The 15,879-nt window shown below is 72.4% G+C and carries 17 protein-coding genes; 16 read left to right on the plus strand and 1 reads right to left on the minus strand.

Annotated features, from left to right (window positions below):
- Positions 1–114: 114 nt before the first annotated feature.
- The 4 genes from rho to prmC all read left to right on the plus strand — a co-directional run bounded on the left by rho (position 115) and on the right by prmC (position 4,851).
- A complete protein-coding gene (gene rho / locus BLS67_RS07560) occupies positions 115–2,496 on the plus strand; it encodes a transcription termination factor Rho (RefSeq protein WP_242653900.1) in 2,382 nt (793 codons plus the stop codon).
- Between the two features lie 127 nt (positions 2,497–2,623).
- Complete coding sequence (gene rpmE, locus BLS67_RS07565) at positions 2,624–2,848, plus strand: 50S ribosomal protein L31 (RefSeq protein ID WP_091242440.1); 225 nt, start codon at positions 2,624–2,626, stop codon at positions 2,846–2,848.
- 81 nt (positions 2,849–2,929) lie between these two features.
- Positions 2,930–4,000, plus strand: a complete 1,071-nt coding sequence (gene prfA / locus BLS67_RS07570; protein WP_091242442.1) for a peptide chain release factor 1 — start codon at positions 2,930–2,932, stop codon at positions 3,998–4,000.
- A gap of 14 nt (positions 4,001–4,014) precedes the next feature.
- Positions 4,015–4,851 carry a peptide chain release factor N(5)-glutamine methyltransferase gene (prmC, locus tag BLS67_RS07575; RefSeq protein ID WP_242653934.1) on the plus strand — a complete coding sequence of 279 codons (837 nt, stop codon included), beginning with the start codon at positions 4,015–4,017 and terminating at the stop codon, positions 4,849–4,851.
- Here prmC and BLS67_RS07580 read toward each other — a convergent pair.
- Positions 4,827–5,591, minus strand: coding sequence for an endo alpha-1,4 polygalactosaminidase (locus tag BLS67_RS07580; RefSeq protein WP_207500407.1), 765 nt, complete (start codon positions 5,589–5,591; stop codon positions 4,827–4,829). The genes prmC and BLS67_RS07580 overlap by 25 nt on opposite strands.
- A gap of 33 nt (positions 5,592–5,624) precedes the next feature.
- On the opposite strand from BLS67_RS07580, the gene BLS67_RS07585 reads away from it, so the two are divergent.
- The 12 genes from BLS67_RS07585 to BLS67_RS07640 all read left to right on the plus strand — a co-directional run bounded on the left by BLS67_RS07585 (position 5,625) and on the right by BLS67_RS07640 (position 15,832).
- Complete coding sequence (locus BLS67_RS07585) at positions 5,625–6,266, plus strand: L-threonylcarbamoyladenylate synthase (RefSeq protein WP_091243109.1); 642 nt, start codon at positions 5,625–5,627, stop codon at positions 6,264–6,266.
- A gap of 43 nt (positions 6,267–6,309) precedes the next feature.
- Positions 6,310–7,590, plus strand: coding sequence for a glycosyltransferase family 4 protein (locus BLS67_RS07590; RefSeq protein ID WP_091242445.1), 1,281 nt, complete (start codon positions 6,310–6,312; stop codon positions 7,588–7,590).
- On the plus strand, positions 7,587–8,099 hold the full coding sequence (locus BLS67_RS07595) for a Cg1360 family ATP-synthase-associated protein (RefSeq protein WP_091242448.1): 513 nt from the start codon (positions 7,587–7,589) through the stop codon (positions 8,097–8,099). The genes BLS67_RS07590 and BLS67_RS07595 overlap by 4 nt, the downstream gene beginning before the upstream one ends.
- Positions 8,100–8,113: 14 nt before the next feature.
- Positions 8,114–8,497, plus strand: coding sequence for an AtpZ/AtpI family protein (locus BLS67_RS07600; RefSeq protein ID WP_091242451.1), 384 nt, complete (start codon positions 8,114–8,116; stop codon positions 8,495–8,497).
- Positions 8,494–9,327: a F0F1 ATP synthase subunit A gene (gene atpB, locus BLS67_RS07605; protein ID WP_091242453.1), complete on the plus strand. Its 834-nt coding sequence runs from the start codon at positions 8,494–8,496 to the stop codon at positions 9,325–9,327. Before BLS67_RS07600 ends, atpB begins: the two co-directional genes overlap by 4 nt.
- A gap of 81 nt (positions 9,328–9,408) precedes the next feature.
- Positions 9,409–9,642, plus strand: coding sequence for an ATP synthase F0 subunit C (atpE, locus tag BLS67_RS07610; protein ID WP_091242456.1), 234 nt, complete (start codon positions 9,409–9,411; stop codon positions 9,640–9,642).
- Positions 9,643–9,694: 52 nt separating this feature from the next.
- A complete protein-coding gene (locus BLS67_RS07615; RefSeq protein WP_091242461.1) occupies positions 9,695–10,237 on the plus strand; it encodes a F0F1 ATP synthase subunit B in 543 nt (180 codons plus the stop codon).
- Positions 10,237–11,070: a F0F1 ATP synthase subunit delta gene (locus BLS67_RS07620; protein ID WP_091242465.1), complete on the plus strand. Its 834-nt coding sequence runs from the start codon at positions 10,237–10,239 to the stop codon at positions 11,068–11,070. The genes BLS67_RS07615 and BLS67_RS07620 overlap by 1 nt, the downstream gene beginning before the upstream one ends.
- A gap of 92 nt (positions 11,071–11,162) precedes the next feature.
- A complete protein-coding gene (gene atpA / locus BLS67_RS07625) occupies positions 11,163–12,800 on the plus strand; it encodes a F0F1 ATP synthase subunit alpha (protein ID WP_091242468.1) in 1,638 nt (545 codons plus the stop codon).
- A gap of 4 nt (positions 12,801–12,804) precedes the next feature.
- Complete coding sequence (locus BLS67_RS07630; protein ID WP_091242471.1) at positions 12,805–13,767, plus strand: F0F1 ATP synthase subunit gamma; 963 nt, start codon at positions 12,805–12,807, stop codon at positions 13,765–13,767.
- A gap of 55 nt (positions 13,768–13,822) precedes the next feature.
- Positions 13,823–15,265, plus strand: a complete 1,443-nt coding sequence (atpD, locus tag BLS67_RS07635; RefSeq protein WP_091242475.1) for a F0F1 ATP synthase subunit beta — start codon at positions 13,823–13,825, stop codon at positions 15,263–15,265.
- Between the two features lie 297 nt (positions 15,266–15,562).
- On the plus strand, positions 15,563–15,832 hold the full coding sequence (locus BLS67_RS07640) for a hypothetical protein (protein WP_091242479.1): 270 nt from the start codon (positions 15,563–15,565) through the stop codon (positions 15,830–15,832).
- Positions 15,833–15,879 lie beyond the last annotated feature (47 nt).

The following is a 15,879-nucleotide window of genomic DNA, read 5'->3' on the forward strand; positions in this document are numbered from 1 at the left end:
CAGACCCGTTCCCCCTCCTCGGTCCCGCCGCGGCCTCGTCGCGGCGAACCCGAGAGGGCCCCGGGTCACCCCCTGCGCCAGTAGGCGCAGGTCACCGCAGGGAAGGACCTGTACGTGAGCGAGACCACCTCTCTGGTCGACGGCGCCGCCTCCGGTGCGGACGTCGCGACCGAGGCCGCCGGCAAGCGCCGCCGCGGCAACGGGCTGTCGGCCATGCTGCTGCCCGAGCTCCAGCGACTGGCGGGGGAGCTGGGCATCCCCGGCACCGGCCGGATGCGCAAGAGCGACCTCGTCGCCGCCATCTCCGAGCGCCAGGTCGACGCCCCGGCGCGGGCCGCTGCGGCGGCCCCGGCAGCAGCAGCCCCGGCAGCCCCGGCAGCAGCGGCCCCGGCAGCAGCGGCCCCCGCCGAGCCGGCCCCGGCCACCGAGGCCCCGGCCGGGCAGGCACCCGCCGACCCCGGGCCGACCGAGGCCGCGGCGCAGGCGCCGACCGCCCGTCGGCGCCGGGCGGCCAGCCGCCCGGCCGGAGCGCCCTCGGCCGACGTGCCGGACGCCGGTGTCCCGACCGCCGGGTCGCCCGCCCCCGTGCAGGCCGAGCAGCCGCGGTCCACCACCGTCGAGGACGCCCCCGCCCGGGGCGACCAGGCCGACCAGGCCGACGGCCGCCCGGAGCGCCCGCAGCGCAGCCGTGACCGCAGCCGGGCCGAGCGGGCCGGCCGCACCGGCGGCGACCGGGCCGAGGGCCAGGACGACCGCGGCCAGGGCAACCAGGGCGGTCAGGGCAACCAGCGCGGACGCGACGCCCACGGCGCCGACGAGCGCGACGACCGCGACGACCGCGACCAGGCCGACGGCCAGGACCGGAACGGGCGCACCCGCAACCGCGGCCGGGACGACGACCGCGACCAGGCCGGGTCCGAGGACCGCGGCGGGCGCCAGCGCACCCGCAACCGGGGCGATGTCCGTGGTGATGTCCGTGGCGACCGAGACGACCGCGACGACCGCGACGACACCACCGACCGGGGCGGTCGCACGCGCAACCGCGGCCGGGACGACGACCGCGACCAGGTCGACGGTCCCGACCGCGGCGACCAGCGCGGTGACCGGCAGGGCCAGAACGGCCCCGACCGCGGCCGCAACGATCGCCCGGGCGGCAACCGCCCCGACGGCCGCCCCGACACCCGCGGTGATGCCCGCAACGACGGCCGGGACGACGAGGACGACGACGAGTTCGACGGCAACGGTCGTCGGCGTGGTCGCCGCTACCGCGACCGCAACCGGCGCGGTGGCAGCACCGGCACCCAGGGCGGCGGCCGCGACCGCTACGACCAGGGCGAGCCGGCCGTGGCCGAGGACGACGTCCTGCTGCCCGTGGCCGGCATCCTCGACGTCCTGGACAACTACGCCTTCGTCCGCACGTCGGGCTACCTGACCGGGCCCAACGACGTCTACGTCTCGTTGTCCCAGGTGCGCCGCTACGGCCTCCGCCGCGGCGACGCCATCACCGGCGCCGTGCGCCAGCCGCGCGAGGGCGAGCGCAAGGACAAGTACAACGCGCTGGTCCGGCTGGACTCCGTCAACGGCCTGGACCCCGAGCAGGCCCGCACCCGGCCCGAGTTCACCAAGCTGGTGCCGCTCTACCCGCAGGAGCGCCTGCGGATGGAGACCGACTCCACGACCCTCACCACCCGGGTGCTGGACCTCGTCATGCCCATCGGCAAGGGGCAGCGGGCGCTCATCGTCTCGCCGCCCAAGGCCGGCAAGACGATGGTGCTGCAGGCGATCGCCAACGCGATCACCACGAACAACCCCGAGTGCCACCTCATGGTCGTGCTCGTCGACGAGCGGCCCGAAGAGGTCACCGACATGCAGCGCTCGGTGAAGGGCGAGGTCATCGCCTCGACCTTCGACCGGCCGGCCACCGACCACACCACGGTGGCGGAGCTGTCCATCGAGCGGGCCAAGCGGCTGGTCGAGATGGGCCACGACGTCGTCGTCCTGCTGGACTCCATCACCCGGCTGGGCCGCGCCTACAACCTGGCGGCCCCCGCCAGCGGGCGCATCCTGTCCGGCGGCGTCGACTCCACGGCGCTCTACCCGCCCAAGCGCTTCCTCGGTGCCGCCCGAAACATCGAGAACGGCGGCTCGCTGACCATCATCGCCTCGGCGCTGGTGGAGACCGGCTCCACGATGGACACGGTCATCTTCGAGGAGTTCAAGGGCACCGGGAACGCCGAGATCAAGCTCGACCGCCGGTTGGCCGACAAGCGGGTCTTCCCCGCCGTCGACGTCAACGCCTCCAGCACCCGCAAGGAGGAGCTGCTGATGAGCCCGGACGAGCAGGCCATCGTCATCAAGCTCCGCCGGGTGCTCGCGGCGCTGGAGCCGCAGCAGGCGCTCGAGCTGCTGCTGGGTCAGCTCAAGAAGACCCGCAACAACATCGAGTTCCTCATGCAGGTCCAGAAGACCACCCTGGGCGCCAACCGCGACGACTGACAGGTGTGGGAGACTTGCCGACCGAGCCCCGGTGCGGCGAGGAACATCCCAGCCCACCGACGACGTTCATCCCCATGCACAGGCCGACCGACCTCGGCCCGCCAGACCTAGAGAGAGGGCCAGGGACATGAAGCCCGACATCCACCCCGAGTACCACGAGACCGCTGTGACCTGCGGTTGCGGCAACTCCTTCACCACCCGCAGCACCATCCCCGGCGGCACGCTGTCGGTCGAGATGTGCTCGGCCTGCCACCCGTTCTACACGGGCAAGCAGCGCGTCCTGGACACCGGCGGCCGCGTGGCCCGGTTCGAGAAGCGCTTCGGCAAGCGCGAGACCGCAGCCAGCAAGTAGCACCACCGACGGCGCCCGCACCGCTCCCACCAGGAGCGGGGCGGGCGCCGTCGTCGTGTCCACCCCGAGGAGAGGCCTGCAGTGAGCGGAACACCGGACGGCGGTCTCGCCGACCTGCTTGCCGAGCACGCCTCCCTGGAGCTGGAGCTGGCCGACCCGGGCGTGCACGCCGACCAGTCCCGCGCCCGCCGGCTGGCCCGCCGCTACGCGTCGTTGGCCCCGCTGGTCGAGACCTCCCGCGCGCTCGAGGCCGCCCGCGCCGACCGCGAGGCCGCCCTGGAGCTGGCCGCCGAGGACGCCGCGTTCGCCGCCGAGGCCACGGCGCTGGCCGACCAGATCGCCCGTCTCGAGGACCGGCTCCGCGAGCAGCTGCTGCCCAAGGACCCCGACGACGACAAGGACGTCATCCTCGAGATCAAGGCGGGGGAGGGCGGTGCGGAGTCCGCGCTGTTCGTCGGCGACCTGCTGCGCATGTACCTGCGCTACGCCGAGCGCCGCGGCTGGGCCACCCAGGTGCTCGAGGCCGTCGACGCCGAGCTGGGTGGCTACAAGGACGTCGCCGTGGCGGTCAAGGCCCGCGGCGACGAGGGCATCTGGTCCCGGCTGAAGTTCGAGGGCGGCGTGCACCGCGTGCAGCGGGTGCCGGTCACCGAGAGCCAGGGCCGCATCCACACCTCCGCCGTCGGAGTCCTGGTGCTGCCCGAGGCCGAGGAGGTCGACGTCACCGTCGACCCGAACGACCTGCGCATCGACGTGTTCCGCTCGTCGGGGCCGGGCGGGCAGAGCGTGAACACCACCGACTCCGCCGTCCGCATCACGCACCTGCCCACCGGCACGGTGGTGACCTCGCAGAACGAGAAGAGCCAGCTGCAGAACCGGGAGTCCGCGCTGCGCGTGCTGCGGTCCCGGCTGCTGGCCGCCGCCCGGGACGAGGCCGCCGCCACCGCCAGCGACGCCCGGCGCAGCCAGGTGCGCACGGTCGACCGCAGCGAGCGGGTGCGCACCTACAACTACCCCGAGAACCGGATCTCCGACCACCGGGTGGGCTTCAAGGCGCACAACCTGGACGCCGTCCTCGACGGCGAGCTCGACGCCGTCATCGACGCGCTCACGACCGCGCACACCGCCGAGCTGCTCGAGGCCGGCAGCTGAACCCCCGCACGCTGCTGACCGCAGCGGCCGCCCGGCTCGCCGAGGCCGGCGTCGAGTCCCCCCGGGTCGACGCCGAGCTGCTGCTCGCCCACGCCCTCGGGGTCCCGCGGTCCCGGCTGATCACCCTGGACGACGTCGCCGACACCGCCCGCTTCGAGGCGCTGCTCGAGCAGCGGGTGGCCCGGGTGCCGCTGCAGCACCTGACCGGGCGGGCCGCCTTCCGGCACCTGGAGCTGTCGGTCGGGCCCGGGGTCTTCGTGCCGCGGCCCGAGACCGAGCAGATCGCCGGCTGGGTGCTCTCCCGGCTCGGCCCCGATCCGGTCGTCGTCGACCTGGGCACGGGCTCCGGGGCCATCGCGCTGGCCGTCGTCCAGGAGCACCCGGGCGCCCGGGTCACCGCGGTCGAGAAGGACGCCGACGCCATCGCCTGGACCCGGCTCAACGCCGACGCCCGGGCCGCGGCCGGGGACACCCCGGTCACCGTGCTGGCCGGGGACATGACCGACCCGCAGCTGCTGACCGAGCTCGACGGCACGGTCGACGTGGTCGTCTCCAACCCGCCCTACGTGCCCGACGACGCCCGGCTCCCGCGCGAGGTCGCCGACCACGACCCGCCGCTGGCGTTGTGGGGTGGCCCGGACGGTCTGGACGTCGTCCGCGGGCTGCTGCGCACCGCGCACCGGCTGCTCCGCCCCGGCGGGTGGTTGGCGGTCGAGCACGCCGACGTGCAGGGCACCTCGCTGCCGGCGCTGGTGCGGGCGCACGGCGGGTTCACCGACGTCGCCGACCACCCCGACCTCGCCGGGCGGCCCCGGTACACGACGGCTCAGTCGCAGAAGCGCGACACGTAGCCCTCGGTGCCGGGCACCGACACGTCGCGGTCGCGCCGCTGCACGGCGACGTGCCCGCCCCGGGCGTCGCACGCGGCGTCGAAGGCGTCGTCGGTGTACTCGATCTCGACGACCGCGTCGCCGTAGGCGTCGGTGTAGACCGCGCACTCGTCGTAGACCTGGCACTGCTCGGTGACCGCGTAGTCGAAGCCCAGGGACCGGCCGTCCAGGTCGGCGGCGTTCTTCTGCGCGATGTCCAGGCCGGCGTCGTGCGCCCGCTCGACGAGCAGCTCGGCCATGTACTCCGCGTCGTCCTCGCCCAGCAGGTCCTGGGAGCGGGTCCAGCTGTCCAGGTTGTCGGGCTCGACGGCGTCGAAGCCGTCGTCCGCGCACCCGTCGATCCAGCCGCCGACCAGGTCGAGCACCCGGGAGCGCTGGTCCGCGCTGCCGATGTCGAGCAGGAACTCCCCGGGCCAGTCGGGGTCCTCGACCCGGTTCCCGTCCGCGTCGTGCAGGAGCAGGTCCTCGGGGACGTCGTCGGTGCCCGGTTGGGTCTGGAAGGCGTTCACGTAGCAGGCCGACCACAGCCCGGGCGCGGGGGAGTCGGTGCGGTCTCGGACCACCCCGGTCACGCCGTCGGCCGGCTCGTACGCACCCCCGAGCTGGTAGTCCACCCGCAGACCCCACGGTGCGTCCGACTCCGCCGGCGAGCTGCACGCGGCCAGCACCAGCGCACCCACCACCAGCAGCGACCCCCGCACGACCGGCACTCTAGGTGGAGGAGACTGGCGGTCGTGGCCGACGTCTACGACTGCACCGACGACGAGCAGCGCGCCGCGGGTCTCACCGCCGCCGCTGCCGCGCTCTCCCGCGGTGAGCTGGTCCTGCTGCCCACCGACACCGTGTACGGGGTGGCGGCCGACGCCTTCACCCCCGAGGCCGTCGGCCGCCTGCTCGCGGCCAAGAACCGGGGCCGGCACATGCCGGTGCCGGTGCTGATCGCCGAGGCCTCGACGCTGTCCGGCCTGGTCACCGTCGTGCCGCCGGACGCGCACGCCCTGGCCCGGGAGTTCTGGCCCGGTGGGTTGACCCTCGTCCTCGAGCACACGGCCACCCTGTCCTGGGACCTCGGCGAGTCCGAGGGCACGGTCGCCGTCCGTCTCCCGGACGACGACGTCACCCGCGACCTGCTCCGCCGCACGGGCCCCCTGGCGGTCTCCAGCGCCAACCGCTCCGGCCGCCCGGCCGCCACCTCCGCGGCGCAGGCGGAGTACCAGCTCGGCGAGCACGCGGCGGTCGTCCTCGACGACGGCCCGCGCGAGGTGGGCGCGCCGAGCACCATCGTCGACTGCACGGGGGCCCGGCCCCGGGTGCTCCGGGTCGGGGCGATCGAGGTCGACCGCCTCCGCGAGGTCGTGCCCTCGGTGACCGACTAGCAACTACCGTCGTGGCGTCCCCCGACCCCAGGAGCCCTCCCTCGTGCGCGAGTACGCCGTCGTCTGCCTCACCGCGGCGCTGGTCACCTTCCTGACCACGCCGGTGGTGCGGGTGCTCGCGATGCGCCTCAAGGTGGTCTCCGCCGTCCGCGAGCGCGACGTCCACGTCATCCCCACCCCGCGCGGCGGGGGGGTCGCGATGTACGCCGGCGTGGCCGCCGCCGTGCTGGTGGCCAGCCGGCTGCCCGCCCTGCAGCGCACCTTCGAGGACTCCCAGACCTACGCGGTGCTGGTCGCCGGCGGCCTGATCTGCCTGCTCGGGGTGCTCGACGACCGCTTCGAGATCGACGCGCTCACCAAGCTCACCGGCCAGATCGCCTGCGCCGGGGTCATGGTGCTGCTGGGTGTGCAGTTCCTGTTCGTGTTCCTGCCCTTCGCCGGCATCGGCACGCTGTCCCTGGGCGACGTCGGGGTGCCGCTGACGATCCTGGTCACCGTCCTGGTGGTCAACGCGCTGAACTTCATCGACGGCCTGGACGGCCTGGCCGCGGGCGTCTCGGCCATCGCGGCGCTGGCCCTGTTCGCCTACAGCTACAACCTGGGCCTGGTCGGCTACGACGACACCGCGTCGGCCCCGGCCCTGATCACCGCCGTGCTGGCCGGTGCCTGCCTGGGGTTCCTGCCGCACAACTTCTCCCCGGCCCGGATCTTCATGGGCGACTCCGGCTCGATGATGGTCGGGTTGATGCTCTCGGCGGCGGCGGTCTCGGCCACCGGGCGGGTCGACACCCAGAGCTTCGACTCCGCCGCCAGCGTGCTGCCGCTGGCGCTGCCGCTGCTGGTGCCGCTGGCGGTGCTCTTCATCCCGTTCACCGACCTGGTGCTGGCCGTGGTCCGGCGCACCCGCAAGGGCCAGTCGCCCTTCAGCCCGGACAAGATGCACCTGCACCACCGGTTGCTGTCGATCGGGCACTCCCACCGGCGCGCGGTGCTGATCATGTACTTCTGGGCGGCGCTGCTCAGCTTCGGCGTCATCGCGCTGTCGATCTCCGGTGGCACGGTCGAGGTGCTGGTGGTTGTGGGTGCCCTGCTGGTGGTCGGGGTGGTCGTGGTGCTCAGCCCGCGTGCCCGCCGGGCCGAGCGCACGGCGGCGTCGGTCACGGCGTCGGAGACCCGGGTGGCCCGGGCCGGCCGCGGGTGGGGTCGCGGGGCAGGGGCGCGGAGCCGGTGGGGACGTCCGGGCCGGTCCGGCCCGGTGCCCGCCGTACCGTCACGGGGAGGAACACCCGCCCGCACCGCCGACCCGACCGGAGCCCCACGATGACCCAGCCCGCCGCCCGCACCGGGCCGCGCAGCGCTGCCGGCCCCTGGGACCTCTCCTTCCTCCGCGTCGGGGCGCTGGTGACGGCCGGCCTCACGGTCGTCGCGGTGCCCGTCGTGGGCCTGGCCGCCGGGTGGGCGGAGGCACTGGGGGTGGTGCTCGGCGCCGCCATCACCACCGCGTTCTTCTGCCTGTCGGGCTACGCGATCGCCTGGGCGGGCAAGATCGACGACTCGTTCACGCTGCCGGCCGCCCTGGGCGCGTTCATGGTGAAGATCATCGGCTTCTTCGCCCTGCTCCAGGCCCTGCCCGCCGACGGGTGGCCCGACCGCACGGCGACCGCCTGGGCGGTCGTGGCCGGCGCGCTGCTGTGGAGCGGGGTGCAGGCCCGGTGGGTCTGGACCCGGCAGCTCTACTACACGACCCCGCCGGCGCCCCCTGCCCCGTCACCCGATCCGGCAGTTCTGCGACGAGCTGTAGAACACCCGGGTCAGAGCCGCACAGACGGCTGATAGTGTCCGAATCGATGGACAACGCCTCCACGAAGAACGGTGGCCGCGGCCGTCACCCCTCCTCGTCCGACGAGTCCCACCCCAGCGGTGCGGACATCGGGTGGGGGATCACCGGGACCCTGCTGTCCGGGTTGATCGTCTGGGGTGGCGCCGGCTGGCTGCTGGACCGGTGGTGGGACACCCGTGCGTTCATCGTGATCGGCATGCTGCTCGGGCTCGCCTCGGCCATCTACCTGGTGGTCAAGAAGTACGGCGGTGCCACCGACCAGCCCGTGCCGATCAGCACCACGAGCTACAGCAAGATCAGCTCCACCAGCTACACGACCTACCGCAGGACCCCGGGCGGACGACGGAGCCGGCCACGGGCGCAAGAAGTGACGCAGAAGGGAACACGGTGACCTCCAGCGCCTCCGCGCTCGCGAGCGTGCTCGCAGTCGAGAGCGACTCGGGTGGCGGCTTCGTCGCCCCGAGCATCGCCGAGTTCTACCCGCCGTCGATCGCGGAGTTCTCGATCTTCGGCATCGACTTCGTGATCACGCGCATCACGATCATCTCGTTCATCGCCACGGCGGCGATCCTGCTGTTCATGGTGCTGGCCACCCGCCGCCCGACCATCGTGCCGCGCAAGTCGCAGTGGCTGATGGAGGGCGGTTACTCGCTCGTCCGCGACAACATCGGGCGCGACGTCATCGGCCCGCGGTACAAGCCGTTCGTGCCGTTCCTGGGCGCGCTGTTCTTCTTCATCCTGGCGAACAACGCGATGAGCATCATCCCGTTCTTCCAGATCTCGCCGATGAGCAAGTTCGCGCTGCCCCTGGTCCTCGCGATCATGGTCTACGTCCTCTACAACGTGGTCTCCATCAAGAACAAGGGCCTCGGCGGCTACCTCAAGGAGGTCGCGGTCCCCCCGGGCGTGCCGCCGGTCTTCCTGATCCTGGTGACCCCGATCGAGCTGCTGCAGATGTTCATCATCCGGCCGTTCACCCTCGCCGTGCGTCTGTTCGCGAACCTGTTCGCCGGTCACATGCTGCTCGTGGTCTTCTCCCTGGGCACCGTCTACCTGCTGGGCAAGGTCGGGGAGAACTTCTCCTTCGTGTTCGCGCCGCTGTCGTTCCTGATGGCGCTGTTCATGACCTTCTTCGAGGTGCTGGTGATCGTGCTGCAGGCCTACGTCTTCACCGTCCTCACCGCCACGTACCTCAACGGAGCGGTCGAGAAGGGCCACTAGGCCCGCTCGACCCACATTCGCACCACCCCCGCCAGCCACCCGGGACCATCCCGGGTGACCGACACAGGAGGAACACCACGCATGGACGTCATGGCAGAGCTGGTCGGCAGCATCGGTTCGGTCGGCTACGGCCTCGCCGCCATCGGCCCCGGTATCGGTGTGGGCATCGTGTGGGCCGCCTACATCCAGGCGACCGCCCGCCAGCCCGAGTCGGCCGGTCTCACCCGTACCTACGCCTTCCTGGGCGCCGCCCTGTCCGAGGCGCTCGCGCTCATCGGCCTGGTCGTCCCCTTCATCTTCGGCACCGGCAACTGAGTCCTCGGACCCAGGTCACCGGTCGCCCGAGCTCGGAGGAGGTGCTCCAGACATGGACTTGTTCGCAGCTGAGTCCCAGAACCCGCTGATCCCGCCGGTCGGCGAGATCGTCGTCGGCACGATCACGTTCGCGATCCTGGCGTTCGTCGTCATCAAGTTCGTCTTCCCGATCATCGAGAAGACGTTCCAGGAGCGGCGCAACGCGATCGAGGGCGGCATCGAGCGTGCCGAGGCCGCCCAGGCCGAGGCCAAGGCCGCGCTGGAGCAGTACCGCGCCCAGCTCGCCGAGGCCCGCACCGAGGCCGCGCAGATCCGCGACGCCGCCCGCGCCGAGGGCCAGCAGATCCTCGAGGAGCTGCGCACCCAGGCCCAGGAGGAGTCCGCGCGCATCGTCGCCCGTGGCGAGGAGCAGCTCGCTGCCTCCCGCCAGCAGGTGGTCAACGAGCTGCGCGGGCAGATCGGCTCCATGGCCGTCACGCTCGCCGGCCGCGTGGTGGGGGAGTCCCTCGAGGACGACGCCCGTCGTCGCGGCACCGTCGACCGGTTCCTCGACGAGCTGGACGCCATGTCGTCGTCCACCCAGGGCGACCGCTGATGCAGGCCGCCAGCCGCGAGGCGCTCGCCACCTCGCGCGAGCACCTCGGTCAGCAGACCGGGTCCCCGCAGGGGAGCCGGGCCGACGGCCAGGTGCTCCTCGCCCTGGCCGACGACCTGTTCTCGGTCGCGCACGTGCTCGACGGTCAGGTCTCGCTCCGGCGGGCCCTGGCCGACGCGTCGGTGCGCCCCGACGACCGGGCCGGGCTGGCCGAGCGCCTGCTGCGCGGCAAGATCGGTGACGGCGCCCTCGACGTCGTCGCGACCGTGGCCCGGCAGCGCTGGTCGCGCCCGCTGGACCTGGTCGAGGCCGTCGAGACCCTGGCCACCGACGTGGCGCTGGACGCCGCGCAGGCCCGGGGCGAGCTGGACACCGTCGAGGACGAGCTCTTCCGGTTCGGCCGGATCATCGACGGCGACGGCGCACTGTCCCGTCTGCTCGGTGACCCCTCGGCCGACCGCCAGGGCAAGACGGCGCTGCTGGACCGGCTGCTGGCCGGGAAGGTCTCGCCGGTCACCGAACGGCTGGTGCGCAACTCGCTGACCAGCCGGCACGTGCACAACGCGGCCAACGCCGTCGAGCGGATCTCCGAGGCGGCCTCGGCCCGGCGCGGCCAGTCGGTCGCGCACGTGACCAGCGCCGTCGAGCTCAGCGAGCAGCAGCGGCAGCGGCTGACCGCGATCCTCGAGCGCACCTACGGGCGCACCATCGGCCTGCAGGTCCAGGTCGAGCCCGCGATCGTCGGTGGCCTGGTGATCCGGGTCGGCGACGAGATCGTCGACGGCAGCATCGCGCACCGGCTGGAAGCAGCAGGCCGGCGCTTCGCCGGCTGAGCCGGCAGGTCAGCTCAGCCGGCTGACGCAGCACGCACCGACCACCGCACCACCCCAGACAGCACCTGAGCAGGGAAGAGGACACCCGGGCCATGGCCGAGCTCACGATCTCCGCGGACGAGATCCGCAGTGCCATCCAGAACTACGTCAGCGACTACGACACCGATGTCTCCCGCGAGGAGGTCGGCACCGTCACCGAGGCCGGCGACGGCATCGCGCGGGTCGAGGGGCTGCCCTCGGTCATGACCAACGAGCTCCTCGAGTTCGAGGGTGGCGTGCGTGGCCTGGCCCTGAACCTGGACGTCCGCGAGGTCGGCGTCGTGGTCATGGGTGACTTCGCCTCCATCGAGGAGGGCCAGACGGTCCGCCGGACCGGCCAGGTCCTCTCGGTGCCGGTCGGCGACGGCTTCCTCGGCCGGGTCGTCGACCCGCTGGGCACCCCGATCGACGGCGGCGGGGACATCGAGTCCACCGAGCGCCGCGCCCTGGAGCTGCAGGCCCCCTCGGTGGTCCAGCGCCAGTCCGTCGGCGAGCCGCTGGCCACCGGGATCAAGGCCATCGACGCCATGACCCCGATCGGCCGCGGCCAGCGCCAGCTGATCATCGGCGACCGCCAGACCGGCAAGACCGCGATCGCGATCGACACGATCATCAACCAGAAGGCCGCCTGGGCCACCGGTGACCCGCAGCAGCAGGTCCGCTGCATCTACGTCGCCGTCGGCCAGAAGGGCTCCACCATCGCCGGCGTCAAGGCCGCGCTGGAGGACGCCGGCGCGATGGAGTACACGACCATCGTCGCCGCGCCCGCCTCGGACTCCGCCGGCTACAAGTACATCGCCCCCTACACCGGCTCGGCCATCGGCCAGCACTGGATGTACGAGGGCAAGCACGTCCTGATCGTGTTCGACGACCTGTCCAAGCAGGCCGAGGCCTACCGCGCCGTCTCGCTGCTGCTGCGCCGCCCGCCGGGCCGCGAGGCCTACCCCGGCGACGTCTTCTACCTGCACTCCCGTCTGCTCGAGCGGTGCGCGAAGCTGTCCGACGAGCTCGGTGCCGGCTCCCAGACGGGTCTGCCGATCATCGAGACCAAGGGCAACGACGTGTCGGCCTACATCCCGACCAACGTCATCTCGATCACGGACGGCCAGATCTTCCTCGAGACGGGTCTGTTCAACTCCGGTGTCCGCCCGGCCATCAACGTCGGCATCTCGGTGTCCCGCGTCGGCGGCTCGGCGCAGACGAAGGCGATGAAGGCCGTCGCCGGCCGGCTCCGCCTGGACCTGGCGCAGTTCCGCGAGCTGGAGGCGTTCTCGTCCTTCTCCTCCGACCTCGACGCCTCCTCCCGGGCCACCCTGGACCGCGGTCAGCGCCTGGTGGAGCTGCTCAAGCAGGGCCAGTACGCACCGTTCTCGCTCGAGCGCGAGGTCGTGTCGCTGTGGCTGGGCACCCGAGGGCACCTGGACGTCGTCCCGGTGGCCGACGTCCGGCGCTTCGAGGGCGAGTTCCTGGACTTCCTGTCCCGGGGCGACTCCGGTGCGCTGGACGCCATCCGCACCTCGCTCAAGCTCGAGGACGACACCGTCCGCAACCTGGAGAACGCCGTCGAGACCTTCTACGGCCAGTTCACCACCAGCGACGGCGAGTCGCTGAAGGTCAACGAGCCCGAGGTCGAGGCCATGGATGCGTCCCAGCGTGGCCAGGAGCGCGTCCAGGTCAAGAAGAAGGCCTGACCCGGTGGCCGCCTCCCTCCGCGCGCTGCGGCGCCGCATCCGCTCCACGCGGTCGACGAAGAAGATCTTCTCGGCCCAGGAGCTGATCGCCGGTGCCCGCATCGTGCGCGCCCAGAACCGGGTCGAGGCCTCCAAGCCCTACGCCCGGGAGATCACGAAGGTGCTCTCGGCGCTGGCGTCCTCGGCGAGCCTGGACCACCCGCTGCTCACCGAGCGGGACAAGCCCGGCCGGGTGGCGGTCCTGGTCATCACCTCCGACCGCGGCTTCGCCGGGTCCTACAACGTCAACGTCCTGCGCCGCACCGAGGAGCTCCTCGGGCTGCTGCGCAGCGAGGGCAAGGACCCTGTCCTGTACGTCGTCGGCCGCAAGGGCGAGACGTACTACCGGTTCCGCGACCGCCCGGTCGAGGAGACCTGGACCGGTTTCTCGGAGCAGCCCGGCTACTCCGACGCCCAGGCGGTCGGCAGCACCCTGATCGACGCCTTCACCGCCGGTGAGGACGACGACCGGGGCAACGCCGACGGCATCGCCGGGGTCGACGAGCTGCACATCGTCTACACCGAGTTCCGCTCGCTGCTGGCCCAGGTGCCGGTCGCCAAGCGGATGGCGCCCCTCGAGGTCGAGGAGGTGGAGGAGTTCGAGCACGAGCGCGAGGACGCGGCGGCCGGTCAGAAGTCGACCGACATCCCGACCTCGTACGAGTTCGAGCCCTCCGCCGAGTCGCTGCTCGATGCGCTGCTGCCGAAGTACATCAGCACGCGCATCTACGCCGCGATGCTCGAGTCGGCCGCCTCGGAGTCCGCGTCCCGCCGCCGCGCCATGAAGTCCGCGTCGGACAACGCCGAGGAGCTGGCCAAGAACCTCTCGCGGCAGGCCAACGCGGCCCGCCAGGCCGGCATCACCCAGGAGATCAGCGAGATCGTCGGCGGCGCCGACGCCCTCGTGTCCAGCGGGTCGGACATCTGACCGTGTCGCAGACCCCGCAGTCGAGCTCGTCCCACACCAGCCAGGAGAACCAGCGATGACCCTCACCGAGGACCGTCCGAGCACGAGCGAGACCACCGGCTCCGGCCGCGTCGTCCGGGTCACCGGCCCGGTCGTCGACGTCGAGTTCCCCCGGGACTCGATGCCCGAGCTGTTCAACGCCCTCAAGGTCGACGTGACCCTCGCCGACCTGGGCAAGACGCTGACCCTCGAGGTTGCCCAGCACCTGGGCGACAACGTCGTCCGCACCATCTCGATGGCGCCGACCGACGGCCTGGTCCGCGGCGCCGAGGTGCGCGACACCGGCTCGGCCATCTCCGTGCCGGTCGGCGAGCAGGTCACCGGCCACGTGTTCAACGCCCTCGGCGAGTGCCTGGACACCCCCGGCTTCGGCGAGGACGGCCTGCGCTGGACCATCCACCGCCACGCGCCGAAGTTCGACCAGCTCGAGGGCCGCACCGAGCTGCTCGAGACCGGCATCAAGGTCATCGACCTGCTCACGCCCTACATCAAGGGCGGGAAGATCGGCCTGTTCGGCGGTGCCGGGGTCGGCAAGACGGTCCTCATCCAGGAGATGATCCGTCGCGTCGCGCAGGAGTTCGGTGGCGTGTCGGTGTTCGCCGGCGTCGGCGAGCGCACCCGTGAGGGCAACGACCTCATCACCGAGATGACTGAGTCCGGGGTCATCAACTCCACGGCCCTGGTCTTCGGCCAGATGGACGAGCCGCCGGGCACGCGTCTGCGTGTGGCCCTCTCGGCCCTGACGATGGCGGAGTACTTCCGCGACGAGCAGGACCAGGACGTGCTGCTGTTCATCGACAACATCTTCCGGTTCACCCAGGCCGGGTCCGAGGTCTCCACGCTGCTGGGCCGCATGCCCTCCGCCGTGGGGTACCAGCCGACCCTGGCCGACGAGATGGGCGAGCTGCAGGAGCGGATCACCTCGACCCGGGGCCGGTCCATCACCTCGCTCCAGGCCATCTACGTGCCCGCCGACGACATCACCGACCCGGCGCCGCACACGACCTTCGCCCACCTGGACGCCACGACGAACCTGTCGCGGCCGATCTCGGAGAAGGGCATCTACCCGGCCGTGGACCCGCTGGACTCCACCAGCCGGATCCTCGACGCGCAGTACGTCGGGCAGGAGCACTACGACATCGCGTCGGAGGTCAAGCGGATCCTGCAGCGCTACCAGGAGCTGCAGGACATCATCGCGATCCTCGGCATCGACGAGCTCGGTGAGGAGGACAAGGTCACCGTGAACCGGGCCCGTCGCATCGAGCGCTTCCTGTCCCAGAACATGTTCGTGGCCGAGGCCTTCACCGGTCAGCCGGGCTCCTACGTGCCGCTGACCGAGACGCTGCAGGCGTTCAAGGCGCTCACGGTCGGCGAGTACGACCACGTGCCCGAGCAGGCGTTCTTCATGTGCGGTGGTCTCGAGGACCTCGAGGCGAACGCGGCCAAGCTGAAGAAGTGAAGGACCACGGCGCCCCCCACGACGCGCTCCGCACGTCGCGGGTCCCTGCGCCGTAGCCGTTCCAGCACGTGACCACAGCGGCCGGTCCACCCCTCGGGGTGGGCCGGCCGCTGTCGTGCACGGGTCCGGGCCCCGATACGATCGGGCCCGTCGGCGACGCGGTGCGGCGTGCCGGCTCCGCCCCTCACCCCATCGGGTGATCCGTGGCCCAGATGCTCGTCGTCGGGCCCGGTGGCGGCCGACGATCACGGCAAGGAGCGCCGGGGACGACCCCCGGTGCGCGGCAGGAGAAGCAGCGTGGACGACAGCCCGCAGACCGCAGCAGCGCCGGTGACCGCTGCGGACTCCCTGCTGACCCCCGAGGGCACCCCCGGCCCCGACCACCCGTCGGGTCCGATGCCCGCCGTGGGCACCGGCGACGAGTCGGACTGGTGCTGGCCGCCCTACGCCCCGCCCCCGCCGGCCGACGTGCCGCGCTTCGACATGGACGGGTGGGCCCCCAGCTCGACCGTCCGCCGCCCGCTGGTCCGGGTGGGGCGTTGGACCCTGCTCTACCGCCGCGGCTGACCACCTGGCCGGGCCCGTATGCTGGGCCCCGATCCGTCACCGTCAGG

It is taken from the genome of Klenkia soli, from assembly GCF_900103975.1.
GTDB lineage: Bacteria > Actinomycetota > Actinomycetes > Mycobacteriales > Geodermatophilaceae > Klenkia > Klenkia soli.

Coding starts and splice junctions, on each gene's coding strand:
- rpmE (WP_091242440.1), top strand. CDS start 2,624: ATGAAGCCCGACATCCACCCCGAGTACCACGAGACCGCTGTGACCTGC.
- BLS67_RS07595 (WP_091242448.1), top strand. CDS start 7,587: ATGACCCAGCCCGCCGCCCGCACCGGGCCGCGCAGCGCTGCCGGCCCC.
- BLS67_RS07600 (WP_091242451.1), top strand. CDS start 8,114: ATGGACAACGCCTCCACGAAGAACGGTGGCCGCGGCCGTCACCCCTCC.
- atpE (WP_091242456.1), top strand. CDS start 9,409: ATGGACGTCATGGCAGAGCTGGTCGGCAGCATCGGTTCGGTCGGCTAC.
- BLS67_RS07615 (WP_091242461.1), top strand. CDS start 9,695: ATGGACTTGTTCGCAGCTGAGTCCCAGAACCCGCTGATCCCGCCGGTC.
- BLS67_RS07620 (WP_091242465.1), top strand. CDS start 10,237: ATGCAGGCCGCCAGCCGCGAGGCGCTCGCCACCTCGCGCGAGCACCTC.
- atpA (WP_091242468.1), top strand. CDS start 11,163: ATGGCCGAGCTCACGATCTCCGCGGACGAGATCCGCAGTGCCATCCAG.
- atpD (WP_091242475.1), top strand. CDS start 13,823: ATGACCCTCACCGAGGACCGTCCGAGCACGAGCGAGACCACCGGCTCC.